The 20,649-nt window shown below is 71.3% G+C and carries 21 protein-coding genes; 8 read left to right on the top strand and 13 right to left on the bottom strand.

The annotated features are described in order from the left end of the window. The first annotated feature begins 124 nt into the window (after nt 1-124). The gene (locus BFF78_RS14240) at nt 125-571 is read left to right on the top strand and encodes a DUF2550 domain-containing protein (RefSeq protein ID WP_069778686.1); all 447 of its coding nucleotides are present in this window, start codon (nt 125-127) and stop codon (nt 569-571) included. A 14-nt stretch (nt 572-585) separates the two neighbouring features. Here BFF78_RS14240 and BFF78_RS14235 read toward each other — a convergent pair whose 3' ends face one another. From BFF78_RS14235 to BFF78_RS14225, 3 genes are all read right to left on the bottom strand, one after another. Further along, the gene (locus BFF78_RS14235) at nt 586-2,406 is read right to left on the bottom strand and encodes a glycoside hydrolase family 18 chitinase (protein WP_069778685.1); all 1,821 of its coding nucleotides are present in this window, start codon (nt 2,404-2,406) and stop codon (nt 586-588) included. A 129-nt stretch (nt 2,407-2,535) separates the two neighbouring features. Then, nucleotides 2,536-3,177, bottom strand: coding sequence for a response regulator (locus BFF78_RS14230; protein ID WP_069778684.1), 642 nt, complete (start codon nt 3,175-3,177; stop codon nt 2,536-2,538). Next, nucleotides 3,174-4,394 (bottom strand): sensor histidine kinase, encoded by a 1,221-nt coding sequence (locus BFF78_RS14225; RefSeq protein ID WP_069778683.1) that lies wholly within the window; start codon nt 4,392-4,394, stop codon nt 3,174-3,176. The genes BFF78_RS14230 and BFF78_RS14225 overlap by 4 nt, the downstream gene beginning before the upstream one ends. A gap of 151 nt (nt 4,395-4,545) precedes the next feature. Here BFF78_RS14225 and BFF78_RS14220 point away from each other — a divergent pair, with 151 nt between their 5' ends. Continuing rightward, a complete protein-coding gene (locus tag BFF78_RS14220; protein WP_069778682.1) occupies nt 4,546-5,079 on the top strand; it encodes a hypothetical protein in 534 nt (177 codons plus the stop codon). On the opposite strand, the gene BFF78_RS14215 is transcribed toward BFF78_RS14220, so the two are convergent. The 3 genes from BFF78_RS14215 to BFF78_RS14205 are packed head-to-tail and all read right to left on the bottom strand — an operon-like array spanning nt 5,076 to nt 7,209. Further along, nucleotides 5,076-5,648 carry a cob(I)yrinic acid a,c-diamide adenosyltransferase gene (locus BFF78_RS14215; RefSeq protein WP_069778681.1) on the bottom strand — a complete coding sequence of 191 codons (573 nt, stop codon included), beginning with the start codon at nt 5,646-5,648 and terminating at the stop codon, nt 5,076-5,078. The genes BFF78_RS14220 and BFF78_RS14215 overlap by 4 nt on opposite strands. A gap of 13 nt (nt 5,649-5,661) precedes the next feature. Then, entirely contained in the window at nt 5,662-6,411 is a 750-nt protein-coding gene (locus tag BFF78_RS14210; protein ID WP_069778680.1) for an ABC transporter permease, read from the bottom strand. 12 nt (nt 6,412-6,423) lie between these two features. Then, entirely contained in the window at nt 6,424-7,209 is a 786-nt protein-coding gene (locus tag BFF78_RS14205) for an ABC transporter ATP-binding protein (RefSeq protein WP_069778679.1), read from the bottom strand. Between the two features lie 96 nt (nt 7,210-7,305). Here BFF78_RS14205 and BFF78_RS14200 point away from each other — a divergent pair, with 96 nt between their 5' ends. The 4 genes from BFF78_RS14200 (at nt 7,306) to BFF78_RS14185 (ending at nt 12,215) form a co-directional block, all read left to right on the top strand. Then, nucleotides 7,306-7,962: a TetR/AcrR family transcriptional regulator gene (locus tag BFF78_RS14200; RefSeq protein ID WP_069778678.1), complete on the top strand. Its 657-nt coding sequence runs from the start codon at nt 7,306-7,308 to the stop codon at nt 7,960-7,962. A 199-nt stretch (nt 7,963-8,161) separates the two neighbouring features. After that, on the top strand, nt 8,162-9,010 hold the full coding sequence (locus tag BFF78_RS14195; protein ID WP_069778677.1) for a 3-hydroxyacyl-CoA dehydrogenase family protein: 849 nt from the start codon (nt 8,162-8,164) through the stop codon (nt 9,008-9,010). Nucleotides 9,011-9,162: 152 nt separating this feature from the next. After that, a complete protein-coding gene (locus tag BFF78_RS14190; RefSeq protein ID WP_014675024.1) occupies nt 9,163-9,486 on the top strand; it encodes an STAS domain-containing protein in 324 nt (107 codons plus the stop codon). A 293-nt stretch (nt 9,487-9,779) separates the two neighbouring features. After that, nucleotides 9,780-12,215, top strand: a complete 2,436-nt coding sequence (locus BFF78_RS14185; RefSeq protein ID WP_069778676.1) for an AAA family ATPase — start codon at nt 9,780-9,782, stop codon at nt 12,213-12,215. Between the two features lie 43 nt (nt 12,216-12,258). Here the strand turns inward: BFF78_RS14185 and nucS are convergent, their stop codons facing one another. Then, nucleotides 12,259-12,930 carry an endonuclease NucS gene (gene nucS, locus BFF78_RS14180; RefSeq protein ID WP_069778675.1) on the bottom strand — a complete coding sequence of 224 codons (672 nt, stop codon included), beginning with the start codon at nt 12,928-12,930 and terminating at the stop codon, nt 12,259-12,261. Nucleotides 12,931-13,206: 276 nt separating this feature from the next. Between nucS and BFF78_RS14175 the strand changes: the two genes are divergently transcribed. Next, nucleotides 13,207-13,599: an SCO5389 family protein gene (locus BFF78_RS14175; protein WP_030656147.1), complete on the top strand. Its 393-nt coding sequence runs from the start codon at nt 13,207-13,209 to the stop codon at nt 13,597-13,599. A 108-nt stretch (nt 13,600-13,707) separates the two neighbouring features. On the opposite strand, the gene BFF78_RS14170 is transcribed toward BFF78_RS14175, so the two are convergent. Continuing rightward, nucleotides 13,708-14,736, bottom strand: a complete 1,029-nt coding sequence (locus BFF78_RS14170; RefSeq protein ID WP_069778674.1) for an LLM class flavin-dependent oxidoreductase — start codon at nt 14,734-14,736, stop codon at nt 13,708-13,710. 220 nt (nt 14,737-14,956) lie between these two features. Between BFF78_RS14170 and BFF78_RS14165 the strand changes: the two genes are divergently transcribed. Further along, entirely contained in the window at nt 14,957-15,289 is a 333-nt protein-coding gene (locus tag BFF78_RS14165; protein WP_069778673.1) for an ATP/GTP-binding protein, read from the top strand. Between the two features lie 43 nt (nt 15,290-15,332). Here the strand turns inward: BFF78_RS14165 and BFF78_RS14160 are convergent, their stop codons facing one another. From BFF78_RS14160 to BFF78_RS14140, 5 genes are all read right to left on the bottom strand, one after another. Next, the gene (locus BFF78_RS14160) at nt 15,333-16,220 is read right to left on the bottom strand and encodes an ABC transporter permease (RefSeq protein ID WP_069778672.1); all 888 of its coding nucleotides are present in this window, start codon (nt 16,218-16,220) and stop codon (nt 15,333-15,335) included. Next, a complete protein-coding gene (locus BFF78_RS14155) occupies nt 16,217-17,566 on the bottom strand; it encodes an ABC transporter ATP-binding protein (RefSeq protein ID WP_069778671.1) in 1,350 nt (449 codons plus the stop codon). The genes BFF78_RS14160 and BFF78_RS14155 overlap by 4 nt, the downstream gene beginning before the upstream one ends. A 131-nt stretch (nt 17,567-17,697) precedes the next feature. Next, a complete protein-coding gene (locus BFF78_RS14150; RefSeq protein WP_069778670.1) occupies nt 17,698-18,471 on the bottom strand; it encodes an ABC transporter permease in 774 nt (257 codons plus the stop codon). Then, a complete protein-coding gene (locus tag BFF78_RS14145) occupies nt 18,468-19,427 on the bottom strand; it encodes an ATP-binding cassette domain-containing protein (RefSeq protein ID WP_069778669.1) in 960 nt (319 codons plus the stop codon). Before BFF78_RS14145 ends, BFF78_RS14150 begins: the two co-directional genes overlap by 4 nt. Before the next feature lie 127 nt (nt 19,428-19,554). After that, entirely contained in the window at nt 19,555-20,490 is a 936-nt protein-coding gene (locus tag BFF78_RS14140; RefSeq protein WP_069778668.1) for a coiled-coil domain-containing protein, read from the bottom strand. Nucleotides 20,491-20,649 lie beyond the last annotated feature (159 nt).

Here is a 20,649-nt window from a genome sequence, read left to right as displayed (position 1 = left end):
CACTCAGCCGCGGCCGGCCCGGAGCAATCCGGTGCCGGTCGCGGCTGAGGCAGATGTGGGTGTTTTTTCCGTTTCATTACTCAGTAACAGAAGCAGTTCCTAGGAGACGAGGAGGTCGGTGCCGATGGTCCTCGCTCTGACTGTGTGCGGGATCGTGGTCGCGCTCGTGGTGGCGGGACTGTTCCTGTTCGGGCTGCGCCGCAGGCTCATCCAGCGCTCCGGCGGGACCTTCGACTGTTCCCTGCGCTGGGACGTGGCCGAGAAACCGGACGCCAGCGGCAAGGGCTGGTCCTACGGCGTCGCCCGCTACAACGGCGACCGCATCGAGTGGTACCGCGTCTTCTCCTACGCCTTCCGCCCGCGCCGCACTTTGGAGCGCGCCGCCATCGAGGTGGCCGGCCGCCGGCTGCCCGAGGGTGAGGAGGAGCTGGCGCTGCTCTCCGACGCGGTGGTCCTCGCCTGTACCCATCGGGGCACCCGCCTCGAACTCGCCATGAGCGAAGACGCGCTGACCGGATTTCTCGCGTGGCTGGAGGCAGCCCCGCCCGGTCAGCGCGTCAACGTCGCTTAGGACGCTTTCGGGTCCTACAGGTTGCTGCTGATGGCGTTCACCAGCTCACCGTCGCTGGTGTCGCCGCTGAACTCCCAGAAGAACGCACCGCCCAGGCCCTGGGACCTGGCCCAGCTCATCTTCCCGGCGATGGTCGACGGGGTGTCGTACGACCACCAGTTGCTGCCGCAGTGGGCGTACGCCGTACCGGCGATGGTGCCGGTGACCGGGCAGGACGTCTTGAGCACCTTGTAGTCCTCGATGCCCTGCTCGTACGTGCCGGCCGCCGGGCCCGTGGCCGTGCCGCCCGGGGCGTCCTGGGTGACGCCGGTCCAGCCGCGGCCGTAGAGGCCGATGCCGATGAGCAGCTTGGACGCGGGGACGCCGACGGACTTGTACTTGGCGATCGCGTCGGCTGTGTCGAACCCGGCCTTCGGGATGCCGGAGTACGAGGTGAGCGGGGAGTGCGGGGCGGTGGGGCCCTGGGCGTCCCAGGCTCCGAAGAAGTCGTACGACATCACGTTGTACCAGTTGACGTAGCCTGCGGCGCCCGCGTAGTCGGCGGCCTCGATCTTGCCGCCGGAGGAGCCGTCCGCGGTGACTGCCGCCGTGACCAGGGCGCTGGAGCCGAACTTGGCGCGCAGCGCGGCCATGACGTTCTTGAAGGCGGCGGCCCCGCTGGTGTCGCAGGACAGCCCGCAGGCGTTCGGGTACTCCCAGTCGATGTCGATGCCGTCGAAGACGTCGGCCCAGCGCGAGTCCTTCACCAGCTTGTAACAGGAGTCCGCGAAGGCGGTCGGGTTGGCCGCGGCCTGCGCGAAGCCGCCGGACCAGGTCCAGCCGCCGAAGGACCACAGCACCTTGAGGTTCGGGTACTTGGCCTTCAGCTCGCGCAGCTGGTTGAAGTTGCCGCGCAGCGGCTGGTCCCAGGTGTCGGCGACGCCGCTCACCGACTGGTCGGCGGTGAAGGCCTTGTCGTAGTCGGCGTAGGAGTCGCCGATCGCGCACTGGCCGCCTGTCACGTTGCCGAACGCGTAGTTGATGTGCGTGATCTTCGCCGCGGAGCCGGACGTCACCAGGTTCTTGACGTTGTAGTTGCGGCCGTAGATGCCCCACTCGGTGAAGTAGCCGAGCTTGACCTTGTCGCCGGTGGTCGGGGGAGTGGTGGTGCCGCCGGTGGTGTGCACCTTGACCGCGCCGCTGACCGGGCCGGTCTGGTCGGCGGTGTCGCGGGCCTGCACGGTGTAGGAGTAGTCGGTGCCGGCGGTCAGGCCGCTGTCCGTGTACGACGTCGTCGTCACGGTGCCGACGACCTTGCCGTCGCGCAGCACGTCGTAGTTCTTGACGCCCTTGTCGTCGGTGGCCGCGCCCCAGGAGAGCTTGACCGAGGTGTCGGTGATGTTCGAGGCGGCCGGGGTGCCGGGGGCGCTCGGGGCCGAGTCGCCCGGGACGGTCGTACCGTCACAGCTGTCGCCGTTGAGCTTGCAGTTGCTCGGCGATCCCCCTCCCGCGCCGTTGAAGCCGAAGGAGACCGAGGCACCGGGGGCGAGGGTGCCGTTGTAGGACTTGTTCTTGGCGGTCCAGTGGGTGCCGGAGCTGGTGACGTCCGCGTCCCAGGCGGAGGTGACGGACGTCCCCGAGGGGAAGTCCCACTCGACGGTCCAGGAACTGATGCTGGAGGTACCGGTGTTCTTGATGGTCCACTGACCGCCGAAGCCGGTTCCCCAGTCGCTGGTCTTGGTGAAGCTCGCCGTCGCGCCCGCCGCGGCCTGGGCGGGGCTCGCGAGACCGACGAGGCCGGCCAGGGGGAGCAGCAGGGTCGCGAAGCCTGCCGCGGCTCTGTGTCTGAAGCGCATGCTGCGCCTCCTCGTGAGAGGGAGTGGGGATGTCAGGGGCATGACTGAGCCTTCACGCCCACGGTGCTGTGAGAGTAGAAAGGTCTGGACCACCGGTCAATAGGTCTGGACCAATTTCCCGGAGCGCCGTCAGATTCCCAATTCCCGTGCCAGCACGGCCGCTTGGACCCGGCTGCGCAGCTCCAGCTTGGCCAGCAACCGGCTGACGTGCGTCTTCACCGTGCCCTCCGCCATCCGCAGCCGCTCGGCGATCTCGGCGTTCGACAGCCCTTGGCCGACACAGGACAGCACCTCGCGCTCGCGCCGGGTCAGCCCGTCCAGCACGGCCGGATCGGGGCTCGTCTCGCGCACCGGCCCCGCCGCGAACTCGGCGATCAGCCGCCGGGTCACGGCCGGCGCGACGATGCCCTCCCCGCGCGCCACCGTGCGGACGGCCGTCACCAGGTCCTTCGCCTCGGCGTTCTTCAGCAGGAACCCCGCGGCTCCGGCCCGCAACGCCCCGAAGACGTACTCGTCCAGGTCGAAGGTGGTCAGCACGAGGACGTCCGCGAGCCGTTCGGCGACGATCCGCCGGGTCGCCGACACCCCGTCCAGGCGCGGCATCTGTACGTCCATCAGCACGAGGTCCGGCCCGAGCTCCCGGGCCAGCTCCACCGCCCGCTCACCGTCCGCCGCCTCGCCGACCACCTCGATGTCGGGCGCGCTGCGCAGGATCAGGACGAGTCCGGCGCGGACGGCGGACTGGTCCTCGGCGACGAGGACACGGATCACGTCGGGTCTCCTTGGGCTTGGGTCTGGGCATGGGCCTGGGGCCGGGCTTCGGTCTCGGATTCGGTGAGGGGGAATGTGGCGCGTACGGTCCACAGGCCGGCCTTCGCCCCGGCCGCGAAAGTGCCGCCGAGCAGCGTCGCCCGCTCCCGCATCCCGGTCAGCCCGGAGCCCGAGCCGGGGGCGCGCGGGGTGTCACCGGGCCGGTAGGGGCTGGTGACCTCGACGCGCAGGGCGCCGTCGGTCTGCCCGAGGGTGACCCGGACGGGCCCCGGCGCCGCGTGCTTGAGCGCGTTGGTCAGCGACTCCTGCACGATCCGGTACGCGGCCAGCTCGACCGGCGCGGGCACCCGGCCGTGCCCGTCCTGAAGGCGCACGTCCAGGCCGTTGGCGCGGGCGCCCTCGACGAGCGTGGCCAGGCCGTCGAGCGTCGGTGTCGCGGCCGGCTCCAGGTCGCCGCTGCTGTCCCGCAGGATCCCGATCAGCCGCCGCATCTCGGCCAGCCCCGCCACGCTGTTCTCCCGGATCACGCCGAGCGCGTCCCGGGAGGTCCCCGGATCGTCCAGCGACAGCGCGGCCGTGGAGTGAATGGCGATCGCGGACAGGTGGTTGGCGACCATGTCGTGCAACTCTCGTGCCATCCGGGCCCGTTCGGCGGTGACCGCCTGCGCGCGGTCCATCTCGGCCAGCAGCGCGGTCTGTTCGGCGCGCAGCCGGGCGGCCTCGGCGGCATCGCGGTGGTTGCGCACCACCCAGCCGGTCGCGGCGGGCGCCAGCGCGACCACGCCGACGCCGACCCCGATCAGCAGCGCCTGCGGATCGCGCCAGAGAGCGGCCGGTACCACTCCGCCGAGGACCGTCAGCAGCCCGGTGATCCAGGGGATGCGGCGGGCGGAGGAGGCCGTGCCGTACAGGACGGCCGCGTACATCAGGTCGGTGTACAGCACGACGGTGACGATGCTGCCGAGCGTCATCGTGTCCAGGGTCAGCGCGAGCGTGCCGACCGCCAGGCCGAGCCGGGGCCGGATGCGGCGCAGCGGCTCACAGGCAGCGGTCAGGGCGAGCGGCACCAGCGGTGCCCAGGGTGCGGACCACAGCACGAGCGGGTTCGAGGGCACGCGCGGATGGATCCCGAGCAGCCACAGCAGCACCCCGCCGAGCAGACCGCCCACGGCGATCCGCACGTCGTCGCGGTGGGGGCGGGGGAGTGCGCGGGTCATGCCCCCATCCAACACGGCCCGCGACCGGCCCGCGTGCTCCTGGGGCAGGGTCCTGGACTGCGACTTTCGCTTACCCCGGGTTCGCCCCCGCAGACGACGATCCGCGCCCCGGCGGCCGGGAGCCTTGAGGGGTGAGCGAGGGGAGCGAACCGTGATCGTCGGGTTGATCATCGCCTGCGAGGTGGCGTTCTGGGTGCTGCTGGCGGCCGGACTGACCTTCCGGTACGCCTTGCGGATGCCCCGCACCGGCCTCGCGCTGCTGCTGTGCGAGCCGTTGCTGGAGGTCGTGCTCTTCGTCGTGACGGCGATCGATCTGAAGCACGGCGCACAGCCGGACTGGCGGCACGGCCTGGCCGCCGTCTACATCGGCTTCACGGTCGGGCTCGGCCACTCGACGATCCAGTGGGCCGACGCCCGGATCGCCCACCGCTTCGCCGGCGGCCCGCCCCCGCCGAAGCCCCCGAAGTACGGCACGGCCCGTGCCGTCCACGAGTGGAAGGTGGCGGCCCGCTGGATCCTGGCCTCCCTGGTCGCCCTCGCCCTCCTCCAGGCCGCCATCTGGTACGTCGGCTCCGCGGGCGACACCGGCTCTCTGCGCCGGTGGCAGCTGCGGATGCTGTGGCTGATCGGCATCAACGTGCTCATCGCCGCGAGCTACACGCTGTTCCCCAGGCGCGAGCGCTAACGCTCCCCGCCCGGCACCCACAGCACGTCCCCGAACTCCTTGTTCGCCACCCGGGCCAGGATGAACAGCAGGTCGGACAGGCGGTTGAGGTAGGTCGCCGTGAGCGGGTTCATGGTGTCGCCGTGCACCTCCAGGGCCGCCCAGGTGGCGCGCTCGGCCCGGCGGACGACCGTGCAGGCCTGGTGCAGGAGGGCCGCGCCGGGGGTGCCGCCGGGCAGGATGAAGGAGCGGAGCTTCTCCAGCTGCTCGTTGAAGCGGTCGCAGTCCGCCTCCAGCTTGTCGATGTAGAACTGCTCCACCCGCAGCGGCGGGAACTCGGGGTTCTCCATCACGGGCGTCGACAGGTCCGCACCCACGTCGAACAGGTCGTTCTGGACGCGCGTGAGGACCTTGACGACCTCCGCGTCCAGGCCGCCCAGCGCGATCGCGGCGCCGATCACCGCATTGGCCTCGTTGGCGTCCGCGTACGCGGAGATCCTGAGGTCCGTCTTGGGCACCCGGCTCATGTCACCGAGGTTGGTGGTGCCCTTGTCGCCGGTCCTGGTGTAGATACGCGTCAGATTGACCATACGGCCAGCCTAGTTACGCCCCGGCCGTCCGGAACACCCGTGTGCCCACCGTCACGGCCGCCACCGCGAAGCCGACGGCGACGAGAGCGCCGTAGAGCATGTGCCCGGTCGCGTACCGGCCCACGTACGCGTCGCGCACCGCGTCCACCAGATAGCGGAACGGGACGAAGTGCGAGAGCACGTCCAGCCAGGCGGGTGCCAGGGTCATCGGGAGCATCAGGCCGGACAGCAGCATCGACGGCATCGACACCATGTTGATCAGCGGGCCGAACTCCTGCGGGGTACGGACCTTCATGCCGAGCGCGTACGACAGCGAGGCCAGCGAGAGCGTGAGCAGGGCGACGAACGCGAAGCCGATCAGCACCCCCGCGAGCGGCGCGCGCAGGCCCATCACCAGCGCGGCCAGCACCAGCAGCACCGCCTGGAAGACGAAGACAGTGGCGTCGCGCAGCACCCGGCCCAGCAGCAGGGCGAGCCGGCTGACGGGGGTCACCCGCATCCGCTCCACCACCCCCTGCCCCTTCTCGACGATCACCGTGAAGCCCGCGAACAGGGCCCCGAACAAGCCGAGTTGGAGCAGCAGCCCGGGGACCAGCACCTGCCAGGAGCTGCCGGTGCCGCCGAGCGGGAGACGGGTGAGCAGGGGGCCGAAGAAGAGCAGGTAGAGCAGCGGCGTGAGCACCCCGAAGAGCAGGGCGAAGCGGGAGCGCAGCGACTGGCGCAGATAGCGGCCGTAGATGAGGGCCGTGTCGTTCAGAAGCATCTGTGTGGATCCCTAGACGGCTACGGGGGCGGGGCCGGCCTCGGCGGGACCGTGGCCGGTGATGGCGAGGAAGGTGTCCTGGAGGGTGGCGTCGAGCGAGCCGCCGTACGCGAGCTTCAGCGCGCCCGGCGTGCCCTCGGCGGCGACCGTGCCCCGGTCGACGACGACCAGGCGGTCCGCGAGGGCGTCGGCCTCGTCCAGGTAGTGGGTGGTCAGGAAGACGGTCGTGCCGTGCTCGTCGCGCAGCCGGCGGACCAGGTCCCACAGGTCGGCGCGGCTGCCCGGGTCGAGTCCGGTCGTCGGCTCGTCCAGGAACAGCACCTTCGGCCGGTGGGTGAGTGCCATCGCGATGTCCAGCCGGCGGCGCTGACCGCCCGAGAGGGCACCGGCCTTCCGGTCGAGGAGCCCGGTGAGGTCCAGCTCCCGGGCCAGTTCCTCGGCGCGCCCGGCGGCCTCGGCCTTCGGCAGGCGGTACATCCGGCCCTGGGTGAGCAGTTCCTCCCGCACGGTGATCTGCGGATCGACGCCGCCGGACTGGGCGACGTACCCGCTCGCCGCGCGCACCCCGGCCGGATCCGTCGCCAGATCGTGCCCGGCGACGGTGGCCGCGCCGCCGGTCGGCTTCAGCAGGGTGGTGAGCATCCGCAGGGTGGTCGTCTTGCCGGCGCCGTTGGGGCCGAGGAAGCCGAGGATCTCGCCCTCGCGGACGGCGAGGTCGATGCCGCGCACGGCTTCCACCGGCCCGGCCTTGGTCTGGAAGGTGCGGGCGAGTCCCGCCGCGCTGATGACTGCTGCCATGCCCACAGAAAAACAGAGTCCCTGAAATTTTGCAACGTCTCCAAGTTTTCATGTCATCCAAGCTTTCAGGGGCACCAGCGAAGTTAGGATGCGGGCATGGCAGAGGGGCTCAGGGAGCGGAAGAAGCGGCAGACCAGGCAGTACATCTCCGATGTCGCCACGGGTCTGTTCATCGAGCGCGGCTTCGACGCGGTGACGGTCGCGGAGATCGCGGAGGCGGCGAACGTCTCCGTCAACACCGTCTACAACTACTTCCCCGCCAAGGAGGACCTCTTCTTCGACCGCTCCGCCGGCATGACCGACCGGCTGGCCCGCTGGGTCCGGGGCCGGGACGCGGGGGAGTCCGCCGCACGCGCCGTCCTGCGCGAACTGCGCGGCGAGGTCGAGGCCGTCTCGCCCCGGGTCGGCCTGATGGCGGGCTACGACCGCTTCATGCGGGTCATCCACGACGCACCCGCGCTGCGCTCCCGCCTCTGGCTCCTCCAGCAGGAGATCCATGACAACGTGGCGGCGGCCCTGCGCGAGGAGGCCGGTGCCGGCGCCGGCGACCCGCTGCCTGACCTGATGGCCGGTCAGATCTGCTGGATCCACCAGACGGTCTTCGTCACCATCGGCCGCGAGATGCTCGCAGGCCGCAAACCGGCCGAAGTATCCCGAGAGGTACTCGTCCTCCTCGACGACATCGAGGACTTGTTGAGCGAACGCGTCCTGAACTACGCCGTCCGGGAAGTGCCAACCCGTGTGAACCCGTGAGCAATTGGCGCCGCGGCCACGGTGGCCCGTGTCCCGTCGGATCCGCCGACGGGAGGGTCGCCGAGTCCGTCGAACAAGACGTGACGGGCGTCTCACGCTCTGAGACCGTGACACGCGTTACTAACCGCTCACACAGCGGCTCCGGAGCGCTATGGTCCGCCGGAGAAGCAGACTTGGAGCGCGTTCAAGGGAGTCGTCAGTGGCACGGAAGCTCGCCGTCATCGGGGCCGGTCTCATGGGGTCCGGGATCGCACAGGTCGCCGCGCAGGCGGGCTGGGACGTCGTTCTGCGCGACGTCACCGACGAGGCACTGGGGCGTGGCACCGACGGCATCAAGGCTTCGTACGACAAGTTCGTGAGCAAGGGGAAGATGGAGGCGGGCGACGCCGAGGCCTCCCTGGCCCGCATCACCGCGACCACCGACCTGGACGCCGCCGCCGACGCGGACATCGTCGTCGAGGCCGTCTTCGAGAAGCTGGAGGTCAAGCACGAGATCTTCCGCGCGCTCGACAAGCTCGTGCGCCCGGAGGCCGTGCTCGCCTCCAACACCTCCGCGATCCCGATCACCAAGATCGCGGCGGCCACCGAGCACCCCGAGCGGGTCGTCGGCGTCCACTTCTTCTCGCCGGTGCCGATGATGCAGCTCGTCGAGCTGGTCCGCGGCTACAAGACGAGCGACGAAACCCTCGCCACCGCCCGGGAGTTCGCCGAGTCCGTCGGCAAGACCTGCATCGTCGTCAACCGGGACGTGGCCGGCTTCGTCACCACCCGGCTCATCTCCGCCCTCGTCGTCGAGGCGACCAAGCTGTACGAGTCCGGTGTCGCCACCGCCGAGGACATCGACCTCGCCTGCAAGCTGGGCTTCGGCCACGCCATGGGCCCGCTCGCCACGGCCGACCTCACCGGCGTGGACATCCTGCTGCACGCCACCGGCAACATCTACACCGAGTCCCAGGACGAGAAGTTCGCCCCGCCGGAGCTGATGCGCCGGATGGTGGACGCCGGTGACATCGGCCGCAAGAGCGGGCAGGGCTTCTACAAGTACTGAGGCGTCCCGTCGCCGACTTTCACCCCGGGAACATCACCCCCCGGGGTGAATTCGGTATCGGTTCGCTTACAAGCAGCAACCGCACCACCACTCACGCAGTCAGACGGTGCAACGTCACGGAGTACGCCAACCGCATTCAACGGGGAGCGCATATGCACATCAGGGGCGACCACGCCGAGCTGGTCGTCGGGGGCCGCCTCGACGTCCGCAGCGCGGCGGACGCCCGTACGGCCCTGCACTCGGCCGTCGACACCGGAGTCGGCGACCTGGTGCTCGACCTGTCCGAACTGGACTCCTGGGACGCCACCGGACTCGGCGTGATCATGGGTGCCCATCGGCGGGCCGGCCGCTGCGGTCGCCGTCTGGTGCTGCGCGGTGTCCCCCCGCAGATGCAGCGCCTGCTGGTGGCCACCCGGCTGCACCGCATCCTCGCCATCGAGGGCGGCATCGGGGTGGAGTCGCTGCCCCGGGTGTGAGCCGCGGGGGACCGGGCGCAACGCCGCGAGCGGGTGGGAAAGGGGCGACGGGGGAGACCCGGGCGCAGCCGCCGAAGCGTGCGTCGGGGGCAATCCTCACCGGACTGTGACGTCTCGGACCGCACGGCACCCCGCCCTGTCGGAGATACTGAGCGAAGGTTTAGGGTTCGGTCGCCCGCTGCCTCGCAACCCTCGACCGAGCGGGCCCGGACCAGAAGCGACAGCGCGGTGTGCGACAAGGCCGGGAGGGGCCTGAATCACGGGCACACGACGCTTTTGGGGGGCTTGGACCTATGGACCCGATCAACCCGGGACCCGAGGAGCACGGCCAGGCGCACAGCCGCCGCTCGCCCCGGGAATCCCTGACCTCCGACTTCGGCCAGAGCACGCCCGCGCTCGCCCGTACGGCGCAGCTCGTCTCCGGTGACCTGCTGCTGACCGTCAACCCCGTCGACGGCAGCGAGATAGAACCCTGCCCGCCGGCCCGGCGACCGCAGCGGCCCCGCAAGCGCACCACGGCCGAGCGAGCCGAGGCCGCCCGTGCCGCCCGGCCGCCCGTGCCGCCCGGCCCCACCCCGCCGCCGCTCGCCCTGCTGGAACGCCAGGACGAACGCGAGCGCCTGGTCCGGCTGCTGGCCCGCGGCCGCTCCGTCCGGCTCACCGGGCCCGGCGGCTCCGGCCGCACCGCCCTGCTGGACCTCGTCGCCGAGGACTGCCTGGACCTCGCCCCCGACGGTGTGGTGCGCCTGAGCGGCTACCACCGCACGCCGAGCGAGCTTCTGCACGACCTCTTCCACGCCGTCTACGACGCCCCGGAGTACCGGCCCGAACCGGACGAACTGCACGCGCTCGTCGGGGAGATCGGCGCGGTCGTCGTCCTGGACGACATCGAGTTCGGCGGAGCCGCCCTCGACGAGCTGCGCGACGCCACCCCCGAGTGCGCGTTCCTGATCGGCGCCACCCCCGACGTGCCCGCGCCGTCCGCCGAGTCCGAGGTCGAGGAGGTCTTCCTCAGCGGCCTCGGCCGCGCCGCCGGCGCGGAGATCCTGGAGCGGACCGCCGGCCGTGTCCTCACCGAGGAGGAGGCCAACTGGGCCGGCGACCTGTGGTTCGAGTCCGAGGGGCTGCCGCTGAGGTTCGTCCAGGCCGGCGCCCTGCTCCGGCAGCGCGATGAACTGCGGGCCGGCGCCGGGGCGGTGGACGCGTACGGCGTCTTCGAGGACGTACGACCCGATGCCCGCCCGCCCGTGGATCTGGCGGCGGAGCCGGCGGACGCGGTCCCGCTGCCCTCCCTGGGCGAGGCCGCCGCGCCCGCCCCGCTGCTCGCCTCCCGGCTCAGCGCCTCCGCCCGCGCCGCCCTGCGCTTCGCCGTCGCCCTCGGCGGTGAACTGCCGCACCAGGCGCATCTGCCGGCGCTGATCGGCGACACCCACGCCGACGCCGCCCTCGGTGAGCTGGCGAGCTGCGGGCTGGTCTCCCCGGTCGGCGCCCGCTACCGCCTCGCCGCCGGGGTGCTGACCCAGCTGGAGGCCGCCGGGTACGCCGACGACGCCGCGGCGCAGGCGCTGGCCGCCGCCGAGCACTACGTCTGGTGGACCGGGCATCCCTCGGTCACCCCCGAGCGGGTGTGCGCGGAGGCCGACGCGGTCCTGGCCGCCCTCGCCGCGGTGGTCCCGCAGACGGTTCCGGCTGCCGAAGGGGAACCGAGCTGCGCGGTACGGCTCGCCCGCACGGCCGCGCCCGCGTTCGCCGCCGGGCTGCACTGGGGTGCCTGGGCGCGGGCTCTGCGCTCCGGCGCGGAGGCCTCCCGGCTGGCCGGTGAGGTATCCGAACAGGCCTATTTCCACCATGAGTTGGGCATCCTGGCGCTGTGCGGCGGACAGCTCGACCGGGCGCGCGCCGAGCTGGAGGCGTCCATCGGGCTGCGCGGCGCGCTCGCCGACAAGCGGGGCACCACCGCCGGGCGCCGGGCCCTCGCACTGGTCGCCGACCGCTCCGGCGAGGTGGTCGGGATCCCGGCGACGGCGGGAGAGGAGCCGCCGGAGGTACGGCACGAGGAGTCGGCGCCACCGCCGTACGTGCCCCTCGGCGATCCCCTGGTCACCCACCGGCTCCCGGCCACCACGGCACGCGGCGGCAGCCTGCTCCTGCTGGCCCGCCGCAACCTCGTCGCGGTCGGCTCGGGCGCGCTGCTGGCCGCCGTGCTGGGTACGGTCGTCACGCTGGGCATGACGTCCAACGAGAACGCCGACAAGAACCCGGCCGGCAAGGTCGACGTCAACCCCTCGGCGAGCCAGGGCACGGGCGACGGCAGCCTCGGCGCGGACCCCCGGCAGGACCCGGCATCAGGCACCGGCTCGACCCGGACCGCCTCCCGCCCGGCGAACCCGGGCCCCGGCGGCACGCACGGCACGACGGCCGGCTCGACGCCGTCGACGCCGGCCACGATGCCATCGGCCGACCCGAGCGACACCCGGGGCACGGGCGGCGGGGGCACGTCTCCGGCGCCGTCCAAGTCCAGGCCGACGAAGCCGGGTTCGCCGACGCCGACGAAGCCGACGCCCCCGGGTGGCACCCCCAGCTCAACCCCGCCCTCCAACACGCCGACCCAGACACCCACCAAGTCCCCGACGGGCACTACGACCCCGTCCACGACGGACACGGCGAGCGGCCCGACGGCACCGCGGAGTTCGGGGAGCGCGTCGCGGTCTTCGGGCTCGGTGATCTGATCCTTTTCCGCCGCGACGGCGGAAAAGGATCGAAGGCGGCCGCTCAGAACAGGCGCAGTTTGTCGTCCTCGATGCCCCGCAGGGCGTCGTAGTCGAGGATCTGGCAGTTGATGCCGCGGTCCGTGGCGAGGACGCGGGCCTGGGGCTTGATCTCCTGGGCGGCGAAGATGCCGCGGACCGGGGCCAGATGGGGGTCGCGGTTCAACAGGTCGAGGTAGCGGGTGAGTTGCTCGACGCCGTCGATCTCTCCGCGGCGCTTGATCTCGATCGCGACCGTCTGGCCTTCCGCGTCCCGGCACAGGATGTCCACCGGGCCGATGGCCGTCATGTACTCGCGGCGGATGAGGGTGTAGCCCTCGCCCAGCGTTTCGATGCGGTCGGCCAGCAGCTCCTGGAGGTGCGCTTCCACGCCGTCCTTGATCAGGCCGGGGTCCACGCCCAGTTCGTGCGAGGAGTCGTGGAGGACTTCCTCCATGGTGATGATCAGTTTCTCGCCCGCTTTGTTGACGACCGTCCAGACGCCGTCCTCCTCGCCCGTGCCCTCCTTCAGCGTGCAGGGCGGCGACATCCAGTTGAGCGGCTTGTAGGCCCGGTCGTCGGCGTGGATGGACACGCTGCCGTCCGCCTTGACCAGGATCAGGCGGGGTGCCGAGGGCAGGTGGGCGGTGAGCCGGCCGGCGTAGTCGACCGAGCATCGGGCAATGACGAGACGCATGGTCGGCAACGCTACTCGACGCCCCTCGGTGCGCGCGATTCGCCCGTCCCGCTCCCGGTTGATCGCCCCAATTGTCCCTGGAAACTCTTGTTCATCCCTGGCCGATTGTGCCCGTAACGGGACCGTTCCATATACGCATTCTGCTGGTGTGGTCACCGACGGTTGCCTACCGTAGGGAACGGGAGGTCGCCGCATATGTACTGAGCGTGTTCGATATAGCGAACTCCCTTATCTGTCCGGCAACCCCTGCCCGTCGGGGGTGCGAGAGGAGAACCCATGTCGCTCGACGTCTCACCGGCCCTACTCGAACAGGCCGAGCGAGGCGAGGTCGACGAAGCAGCATTCGTCGACTGCGTCCGGACCTCCCTGCCCTACGCGTGGGAGATGATCAGCTCCCTGGTGGCCCAGCTGAAGGTCGACGGCGGACCGTTCGCCGACAACCAGACGCCCCCGCCGGACGAGCAGGCACGCGGACAGCTGCTGCGTGCGCTCGCGAGTGACGCCATCCGCGGCGCCCTCCAGCGGCACTTCGGTGTGCGGCTGGCCTTCCAGAACTGCCACCGGGTGGCGGTGTTCCCGCTGGACGCCTCGGTGGACGAGACGCTGGCCCGCTTCACCTCGGTGCGCAGTCAGCTGCTCAACCAGTCGCCGGAGCTCCGGGACTGCTGACGGGCAGCCCCGGCACGGCGGAGGCAGTGAGCCGCTCGCTTGCCGCTCCACCCGCACAGGTGAGTTCACCACTGGGGCGGCAAGCGCCCACGTCCGCGGGCGCGTTGCTCAGCGCAGCTGGGGCAGCACCTCGGCGCCCAGCCGCCGTAGGTTCTCCTCGGTCGCGGCGAGATCGCCCGAGCCCTCCACGAGGAGGGCGAAGCGGGAGATGCCGGTGCGCTCCGAGGTGGCCGCGAGCCGGTCGGCGGCCAGCCGCGGGGTGCCGACCGGATGCAGGCCGCAGAGCAGTTCGGTGTAGGCGTGCGGGTCGCGCATCGTGCGCTCCCGGCCGTCGACCGTCACATGCGCCTCCAGGCCCTGCTTCAGCCAGCCCGGCATCGCCTTCAGGAGGGTCTCCGCCGCGTCCGTGCGCCGGTCGGCGAGCTGGCACACCCCGGCCGAGACATGCGCGGCGCCCGCGATCTCCTCGGCCGGCCGGCCCGCCGCACGGGCCGAGCGCCGCCACAGGGCGACCATCTCGGCCTTCTCCTCGTCCCCGACGTGCATGCCGAGCAGCATCGGCAGTCCGCGCTCGGCGGCCAGCCGCACGCTCGCCGGGGAGGTGCAGGCGACGACGACCTCGGGTCCCGGGGTGTCCGTCAGTGCTTCCGAGGGGCGGGGTACGACCGGCACCTCGCGGAAGGCGAAGCGCTCGCCGGACGCCGACACCGACGGCTCGCGCAGCCAGCGCAGCAGCAGATCGAGTGACTCCGGGAATCCGTGTTCGTACGCCGCGAGGCCCGTGCCGAAGACCTCCAGGTCCACCCAGGGGCCGCCGCGGCCCACGCCCAGCGTGAACCGTCCGCCGCTCGTCAGGTGCAGCAGCGCGGCCTGTTCGCCGAGGGCGACGGGGTGTGCCGTGGGCAGCACGCTGACCGCCGTACCGACGCGGATGCGGCGGGTGCGGCCGAGCAGCAGAGCGGCCAGGGTGACGGCGGACGGGCATGTGCCGTACGGCACGAAGTGGTGCTCGGCCAGCCACACGGCGTCAAGACCGGCCGCCTCGGTGACCTCCGCCGAGCGGACCGCCCGGTGCAGGGCCTCCCCGGGGCCCTGGCCCGGGAACTGGGCGCCCAGCACAAAACTTCCTACGTACATCTCATTTCCTGCTTCCTTGGCTCCGACCCGGAGCTCCCCCACCCGCATAACCGCCTGACACGTGCCCAGGACACGGCCTGGCGGAGAGATTTGCGGATTGTCTGCAGAATGAGCCGTCGCGGAGGGGGACTTGTACGGTTTGGCTCCGTACGCGTACCCCCGTCCGCGGCGCGTAGGCTGGATGCATCCGTGCTTCCTGTATAGCCCCGAGAGGTGTCCCGTGTCCCCGCGTCGCAACCGACCGAAGGCAGCCGGATCGTCGGGCCGCAGCGCCGAGGACGACCCCGCCGGCCGGTACGGCGGCTGGCAGTCGACCGAGTCCTGGCAGGGCGAGGAGTGGAGCGTGCGCCATGTCGCCGGGGCGAGCGCCGAGGGCAAGACCTACCGCTGCCCCGGCTGCGACCAGCTGATCCCCTCCGCCGTGCCGCACGTGGTGGCCTGGCCGGAGCACGCGGGCGTCGACGACCGCCGCCACTGGCACAAGGCCTGCTGGAACGCGAAGGACCGCCGCACCATCAGGGTGCAGCGGTCCCGTAAGGCGCCGAGGTTCTAGCAGGTTCCCTCGTGGCCAACGTCCGGCGGAACGGAGGCGGGCCTCACACGTCCCGGTTCTGCAGGAGGGCGCAGGCGCCGGCGAACGCGGCCGCCGCCAGGCCCAGCATGATCCACAGGGGGTCCCAGCCCGTGGGGCCGGACCGGCTCAGGGAGTTGTCGTAGAAGCAGCTCATCTGGCTCGGGATGGAGTACTCCAGCAGCCACTGCCGGACCTTCTCCAGTGACTGCGCGGCCATGAACAGCGCGATCACCAGCGGGGCCAGCACGGTGCCGATCATGATGGTGATGGCGCCCGCGGAGTGCCGGATGATCGAGCCGATGAGCAGCGAGAACAGTCCGAGCAGCGCGATGTAGAGGCTGATGCCGACGGTCGCCTTGAGCCATTCGCCGGTGGAGGGGGTGCCGGCGCCGCCGACACCTTCCAGCATGGACGCCTGGACCATGGCCACGAAGCCGGACGTGACCAGGGTGACGACGAAGGCGACCAGGAAGAACACGATCGACTTCGCGGCGAGCACCCGCAGCCGGCTCGGGCACGCGGTCATCGTCGTCCGGATCATGCCGGTGCCGTACTCCGAGGCCGTGGTCAGCACGCCGAGCGTGATGATGCACATGCTGCCGAGGAGCAGGCCGAAGAAGCCGAACTGCAGCGGGTCCTGGTCCGACAGGCTCTGCGAACCGGAGTTGGACTTGACCAACGAGGCGGCCATCAGGCCGATGCCGAGGACGAGCACGATGAACACGCCGAGCGTCCACATCGTCGAGCGGACCGACTTGATCTTCGTCCACTCGGAGGCCAGCGCGTGCCCGAGGTGGGTGCGCACGACCGGGATCGGTGAGGTGTAACCGGGGTACGAGCCGCCGGGCGCCGCCTGCCAGTCGGGCGCGGCGGCGGGAGCCTGCGGCATCGGGGGCTGGTGGGTGCTCATCGGGCGTCCTCGGGCTTGGTCAGGTCGGCGGAGGCGGAGGCGGAGGCGGTGGGCGCGGAGGCCGGGGCCGGGGGAGCGGCGGGCGCCTGCTGCGGGGCGGCCGGGGCCTGCGGTGCGGCGGCCGGGGCCTGCGGGGCCGGGGCCTGCGGGGCCTGGGCGGGCTGCGGTGCCGCCTGCTGGGCGTACGGGTTGGCGGCTCCCGCGCCCGGCGCGGGAGCAGGCGCAGGCACGCCGGGCGCGCCCTGGGCGCCGTAACCGCCCGCCTGGGCGCCGCCGTACGGCCCCGCGGGCCCCTGTGGCATCGCGAACGGCTGGCCGCCCTGCTGGGGCGGCGGCGGGGCGTACCAGCCGGGCTGGCCCTGGCCCGGCACCGGCATGGGCGGCTGGGCGCCGGGCGGCAGCGGCTGCTGCAGGCCCGCCTTCTGGTCGATGGTGGAGCGGTAGTCCACGGCGCCCTGCGTCATCCGCATGTACGCCTCCTCCAGCGAGGCCTGGTGCGGCGACAGCTCCCACAGCCGTACGCCCGCCTCGTGCGCCAGGTCGCTGATGCGCGGCAGCGGCAGCCCGGTCACGCGCAGCGCGCCGTCCTGCTCCGGCAGCACATGGCCGCCCGCCTCGGTGAGCGCGCCGCTCAGCTTCTCGCGCAGCTGCGGCTCCGAGTCGGGGGTGCGCACACGGGCGAAGTCGGCGGAGTTGGCCGAGATGAAGTCCTTCACGCTCATGTCGGCGAGCAGCTGGCCGCGCCCGATGACGATGAGGTGGTCGGCGGTCAGCGCCATCTCGCTCATCAGGTGCGAGGAGACGAAGACCGTACGGCCCTCGGCCGCGAGCGCCTTCATCAGGTTGCGGACCCAGAGGATGCCCTCGGGGTCGAGGCCGTTGACCGGCTCGTCGAACAGCAGCACCTGCGGGTCGCCGAGCAGCGCGGCGGCGATGCCGAGGCGCTGGCCCATGCCGAGAGAGAAGCCCTTGGAGCGCTTTTTGGCCACTTCCTGGAGGCCGACCACACCCAGCACCTCGTCCACCCGCCGGGCCGGGATGCCCGACAGCTGGGCGAGGCTCAGCAGGTGGTTGCGGGCGCTCCGGCCGCCGTGCACGGCCTTGGCGTCGAGCAGCGCGCCGACCTGGCGGGGGGCGTTGGGCAGCTTGCGGTACGGGTAGCCGCCGATCGTCACCGAGCCGGACGACGGGTTGTCCAGCCCGAGGATCATCCGCATCGTCGTCGACTTGCCCGAGCCGTTCGGCCCGAGGAAGCCGGTGACGGCACCCGGCCGCACCTGGAAGGAAAGGTTGTACACGGCGGTCTTGTCGCCGTAGCGCTTGGTCAGGCCGACAGCCTCGATCATGCTCCGCACCCATCGAAAGGTTCAGGACAGCGGGGCACACGCCCCCGTAAGGGTTAGGAGGATATCGAGGAGCTGACGGTTCCGCCCAAAAGAAAGTAAAGCCAAACCACTACGGTCCGTGACGCAAGGGACTACTGAGCGTCCCTGCGTTTGAGGACGGCATACCCGCCGGCCAGCGCGGCGATCACCCACAGCACCATGATCCCGAGCCCGCCCCAGGGCCCGTAGGGCGTGTCGTCGCCGGTCGGCACCACCGCCCGCATGATCCGGCTGCCCGCCTGGTCCGGCAGGAACCGGCCGATCTTCTTCGTGGCGTCCACGTTGCCCAGGATGTTGGAGATCAGGAAGAAGAACGGCATCAGGATACCGAGCGACAGCATCGGCGAGCGCAGCATCGCGGCGACGCCCATGGAGAACATCGCGATCAGCGTCATGTAGAGCCCGCCGCCGAGCACCGCGCGCAGCACGCCGGGGTCGCCGATCCGCGCCCGGTGGGGGCCGAGCATCGCCTGCCCGAGGAAGAACGCGGCGAAGCTCGTGCACATGCCGACGACCAGCGCGAGCGTGGTTGCCACCGCGATCTTGCTGAACAGAAAGGTGGCGCGCTGCGGTACGGCGGCCAGGGAGACCCGGATCATGCCGGTGCTGTACTCGTTCGAGACGACCAGCACCCCGAACACGATCAGGGCGAGCTGCCCGAGGCTCATGCCCGCGAAGCTGATGTAGGTCGGATCGAAGGACAGCCGGTCCTGGACCGGCATCGAGTCGAACTGGCTCCTCGACAGCGCGGAGATGAGCATCCCGACGGCGATGGTGACCACCACGGCCAGGGACAGTGTCCACACCGTGGACGCCACCGACCGGATCTTGGTCCACTCGGACCGGATGACCTGGACGGCCGTCATCCCGCACCGCCCTTCCAGCCGGCGCCCCAGCCCTGCGGTGCCGGCTCCGGGCCGTCCTGCGCGTGGTACTCCACCGCCTGCGCCGTCAGCTGCATGAACGCCTCCTCCAGTGAGGCCTGCTGCGGGCTCAGCTCGTGCAGCACGATCCCCTGCCGCGCCGCCAGCTCCCCGATCCGCTCGGCCTTGCCGCCGTCCACCTCCAGCACGCCGCCACCCGCCTCCACAACGGTGATCCCGTCCCCGTGCAGCACATCGAGCAGCCGCTCGCGCTGCGGGGAGCGGATGCGCACGTACGACCGCGAGTTGGCCCGGATGAAGTCGGCCATGGAGGTGTCCGCGAGCAGCCGTCCCTGCCCGATGACGATCAGGTGATCGGCGGTCAGGGCCATCTCGCTCATCAGGTGACTGGAGACGAACACCGTCCGCCCCCGCGCGGCCAGCGATTTCATCAGGTTCCGGATCCAGTGGATGCCCTCCGGGTCCAGCCCGTTGACCGGCTCGTCGAACATCAGGATCCGCGGGTCCCCGAGCAGCGCCGCGGCGATCCCGAGCCGCTGCCCCATGCCGTACGAGAACCCCTTGGCCTTCTTCCGCGCGACGGCGGCCAGCCCGACGGTCTGCAGCACCTCGTCCACCCGACGGCTCGGGATGCCGTTGCTCTGCGCCAGACAGAGGAGGTGGTTGTAGGCGCTCCGGCCCCCGTGCACGGCCTTCGCGTCCAGCAGCGCCCCGATGTACGTCAGCGGGTCCCTCAGCCGGTCGTAGTGCTTGCCGTCGATCCGGACGTCGCCGGCGGTGGGATGGTCCAGCCCGAGGATCATCCGCATGGTGGTGGATTTCCCGGCCCCGTTCGGCCCGAGGAACCCGGTGACGATGCCCGGCCGCACGGCGAAGGTCAGATGGTCGACCGCCACCTTCTCGCCGTACCGCTTGCTCAGCCCCACCAGCTCGATCATGCGGCCACGCTAAGACGGGAAAAAGCCCCCTGCCACTTGAGGCAGGGGGCTTCGAAAGCGCCCCAAAGGGGCGCGGGGAACTGCGCGACAAGCCACGACGGAGCCGCAGATTCCCCGCGACCCGCAGTTACCGGGTCTGCTGCGCCGGGACACCCCGGGAGATGGGCTCGTCGTCGGTCGTGGTCCCCGCGGCGGCGACCGCCGCGCCGGTCAGCGTGGCGAGCATCTCGCGGACGTTCGTCAGCTGGGCGTTGATGCTGTCGCGGCGGTTGGTGAGCGCCGCCAGCTCGCGCTCGGATTCGGAACGGATGCGGTCGGCCTTGGCGTTGGCGTCGGCCACGATGTCCTCGGCCTGGCGCTGGGCCGTCTCCACCGTCTGGCGGGCGCGGCGCTCGGCGTCGGTGCGCAGCTTCTCCGCCTCCAGGCGCAGCTGCTCGGCGCGGTGCTCGATCTCCGCCAGCCGCTTCTCGGCCTTCTGCTGACGCGAGGCCAGGTCGCGCTCGGACTGCTCGCGGCGCTTGGCCAGGTTCGTCTCGAAGTCGGCGGCGGCCTGCGCGGCCTTGGCGCGGGTCTCCTCGAAGAGGGCGTCCGCCTCCTCGCGCTTGGACTGCGCGTCCTTCTGCGCCTCGGCACGCAGCCCGGCGGCGTCGGCCTTCGCCTTCTCGACGATCCGGACGCCCTCGTCCTCGGACTTGGCCTTGCGCTCCGCGGCGTAGGACTCGGCGTCGTTACGGACCTGCTGGGCCGCCGACTCGGCGAGGTCGCGGTGCTGTTCGGCCGCCCGACGGGCCTCCTCACGCAGCTCCTTTGCCTCTTCCTCGGCCAGCCGCAGGATCTTCTCGACCCGCGCGCCGAGACCCGCGTACGACGGCTCGGCGTCGGTGACCTGGGCCTGGGCGTTCTGCGTTTCGAGGTGGAGCTCCTCGATGCGCTTCTCCAGGGCGGTGATGCGGGCAAGAGCGCTGTCACGGTCGGAGACGAGCTTGGAGATACGTTCGTCCACCTGAGCGCGGTCGTACCCACGCCGCACAAGCTCGAAGCCGTAGGGGGAAGTGTCGCTCATGGGGTTCCTGTCAAGTGAGACCGGTGAGGTGATAGGGGGAATCCTAGGGGCCGAAGCGGTGTGTCATCGAGCGGATACGTGTTTGATCTGGAGAATGACACCTCTTTTGGGTGGCTGACCGTCGGACGGCTTGCCAAGGACCCGGACAAAGCCCCCAGG

Source organism: Streptomyces fodineus, from assembly GCF_001735805.1.
Lineage (GTDB): Bacteria > Actinomycetota > Actinomycetes > Streptomycetales > Streptomycetaceae > Streptomyces > Streptomyces fodineus.
Note: the sequence above shows the minus strand (reverse complement) of the source record. Positions and strands in the feature narration are given on the sequence as shown.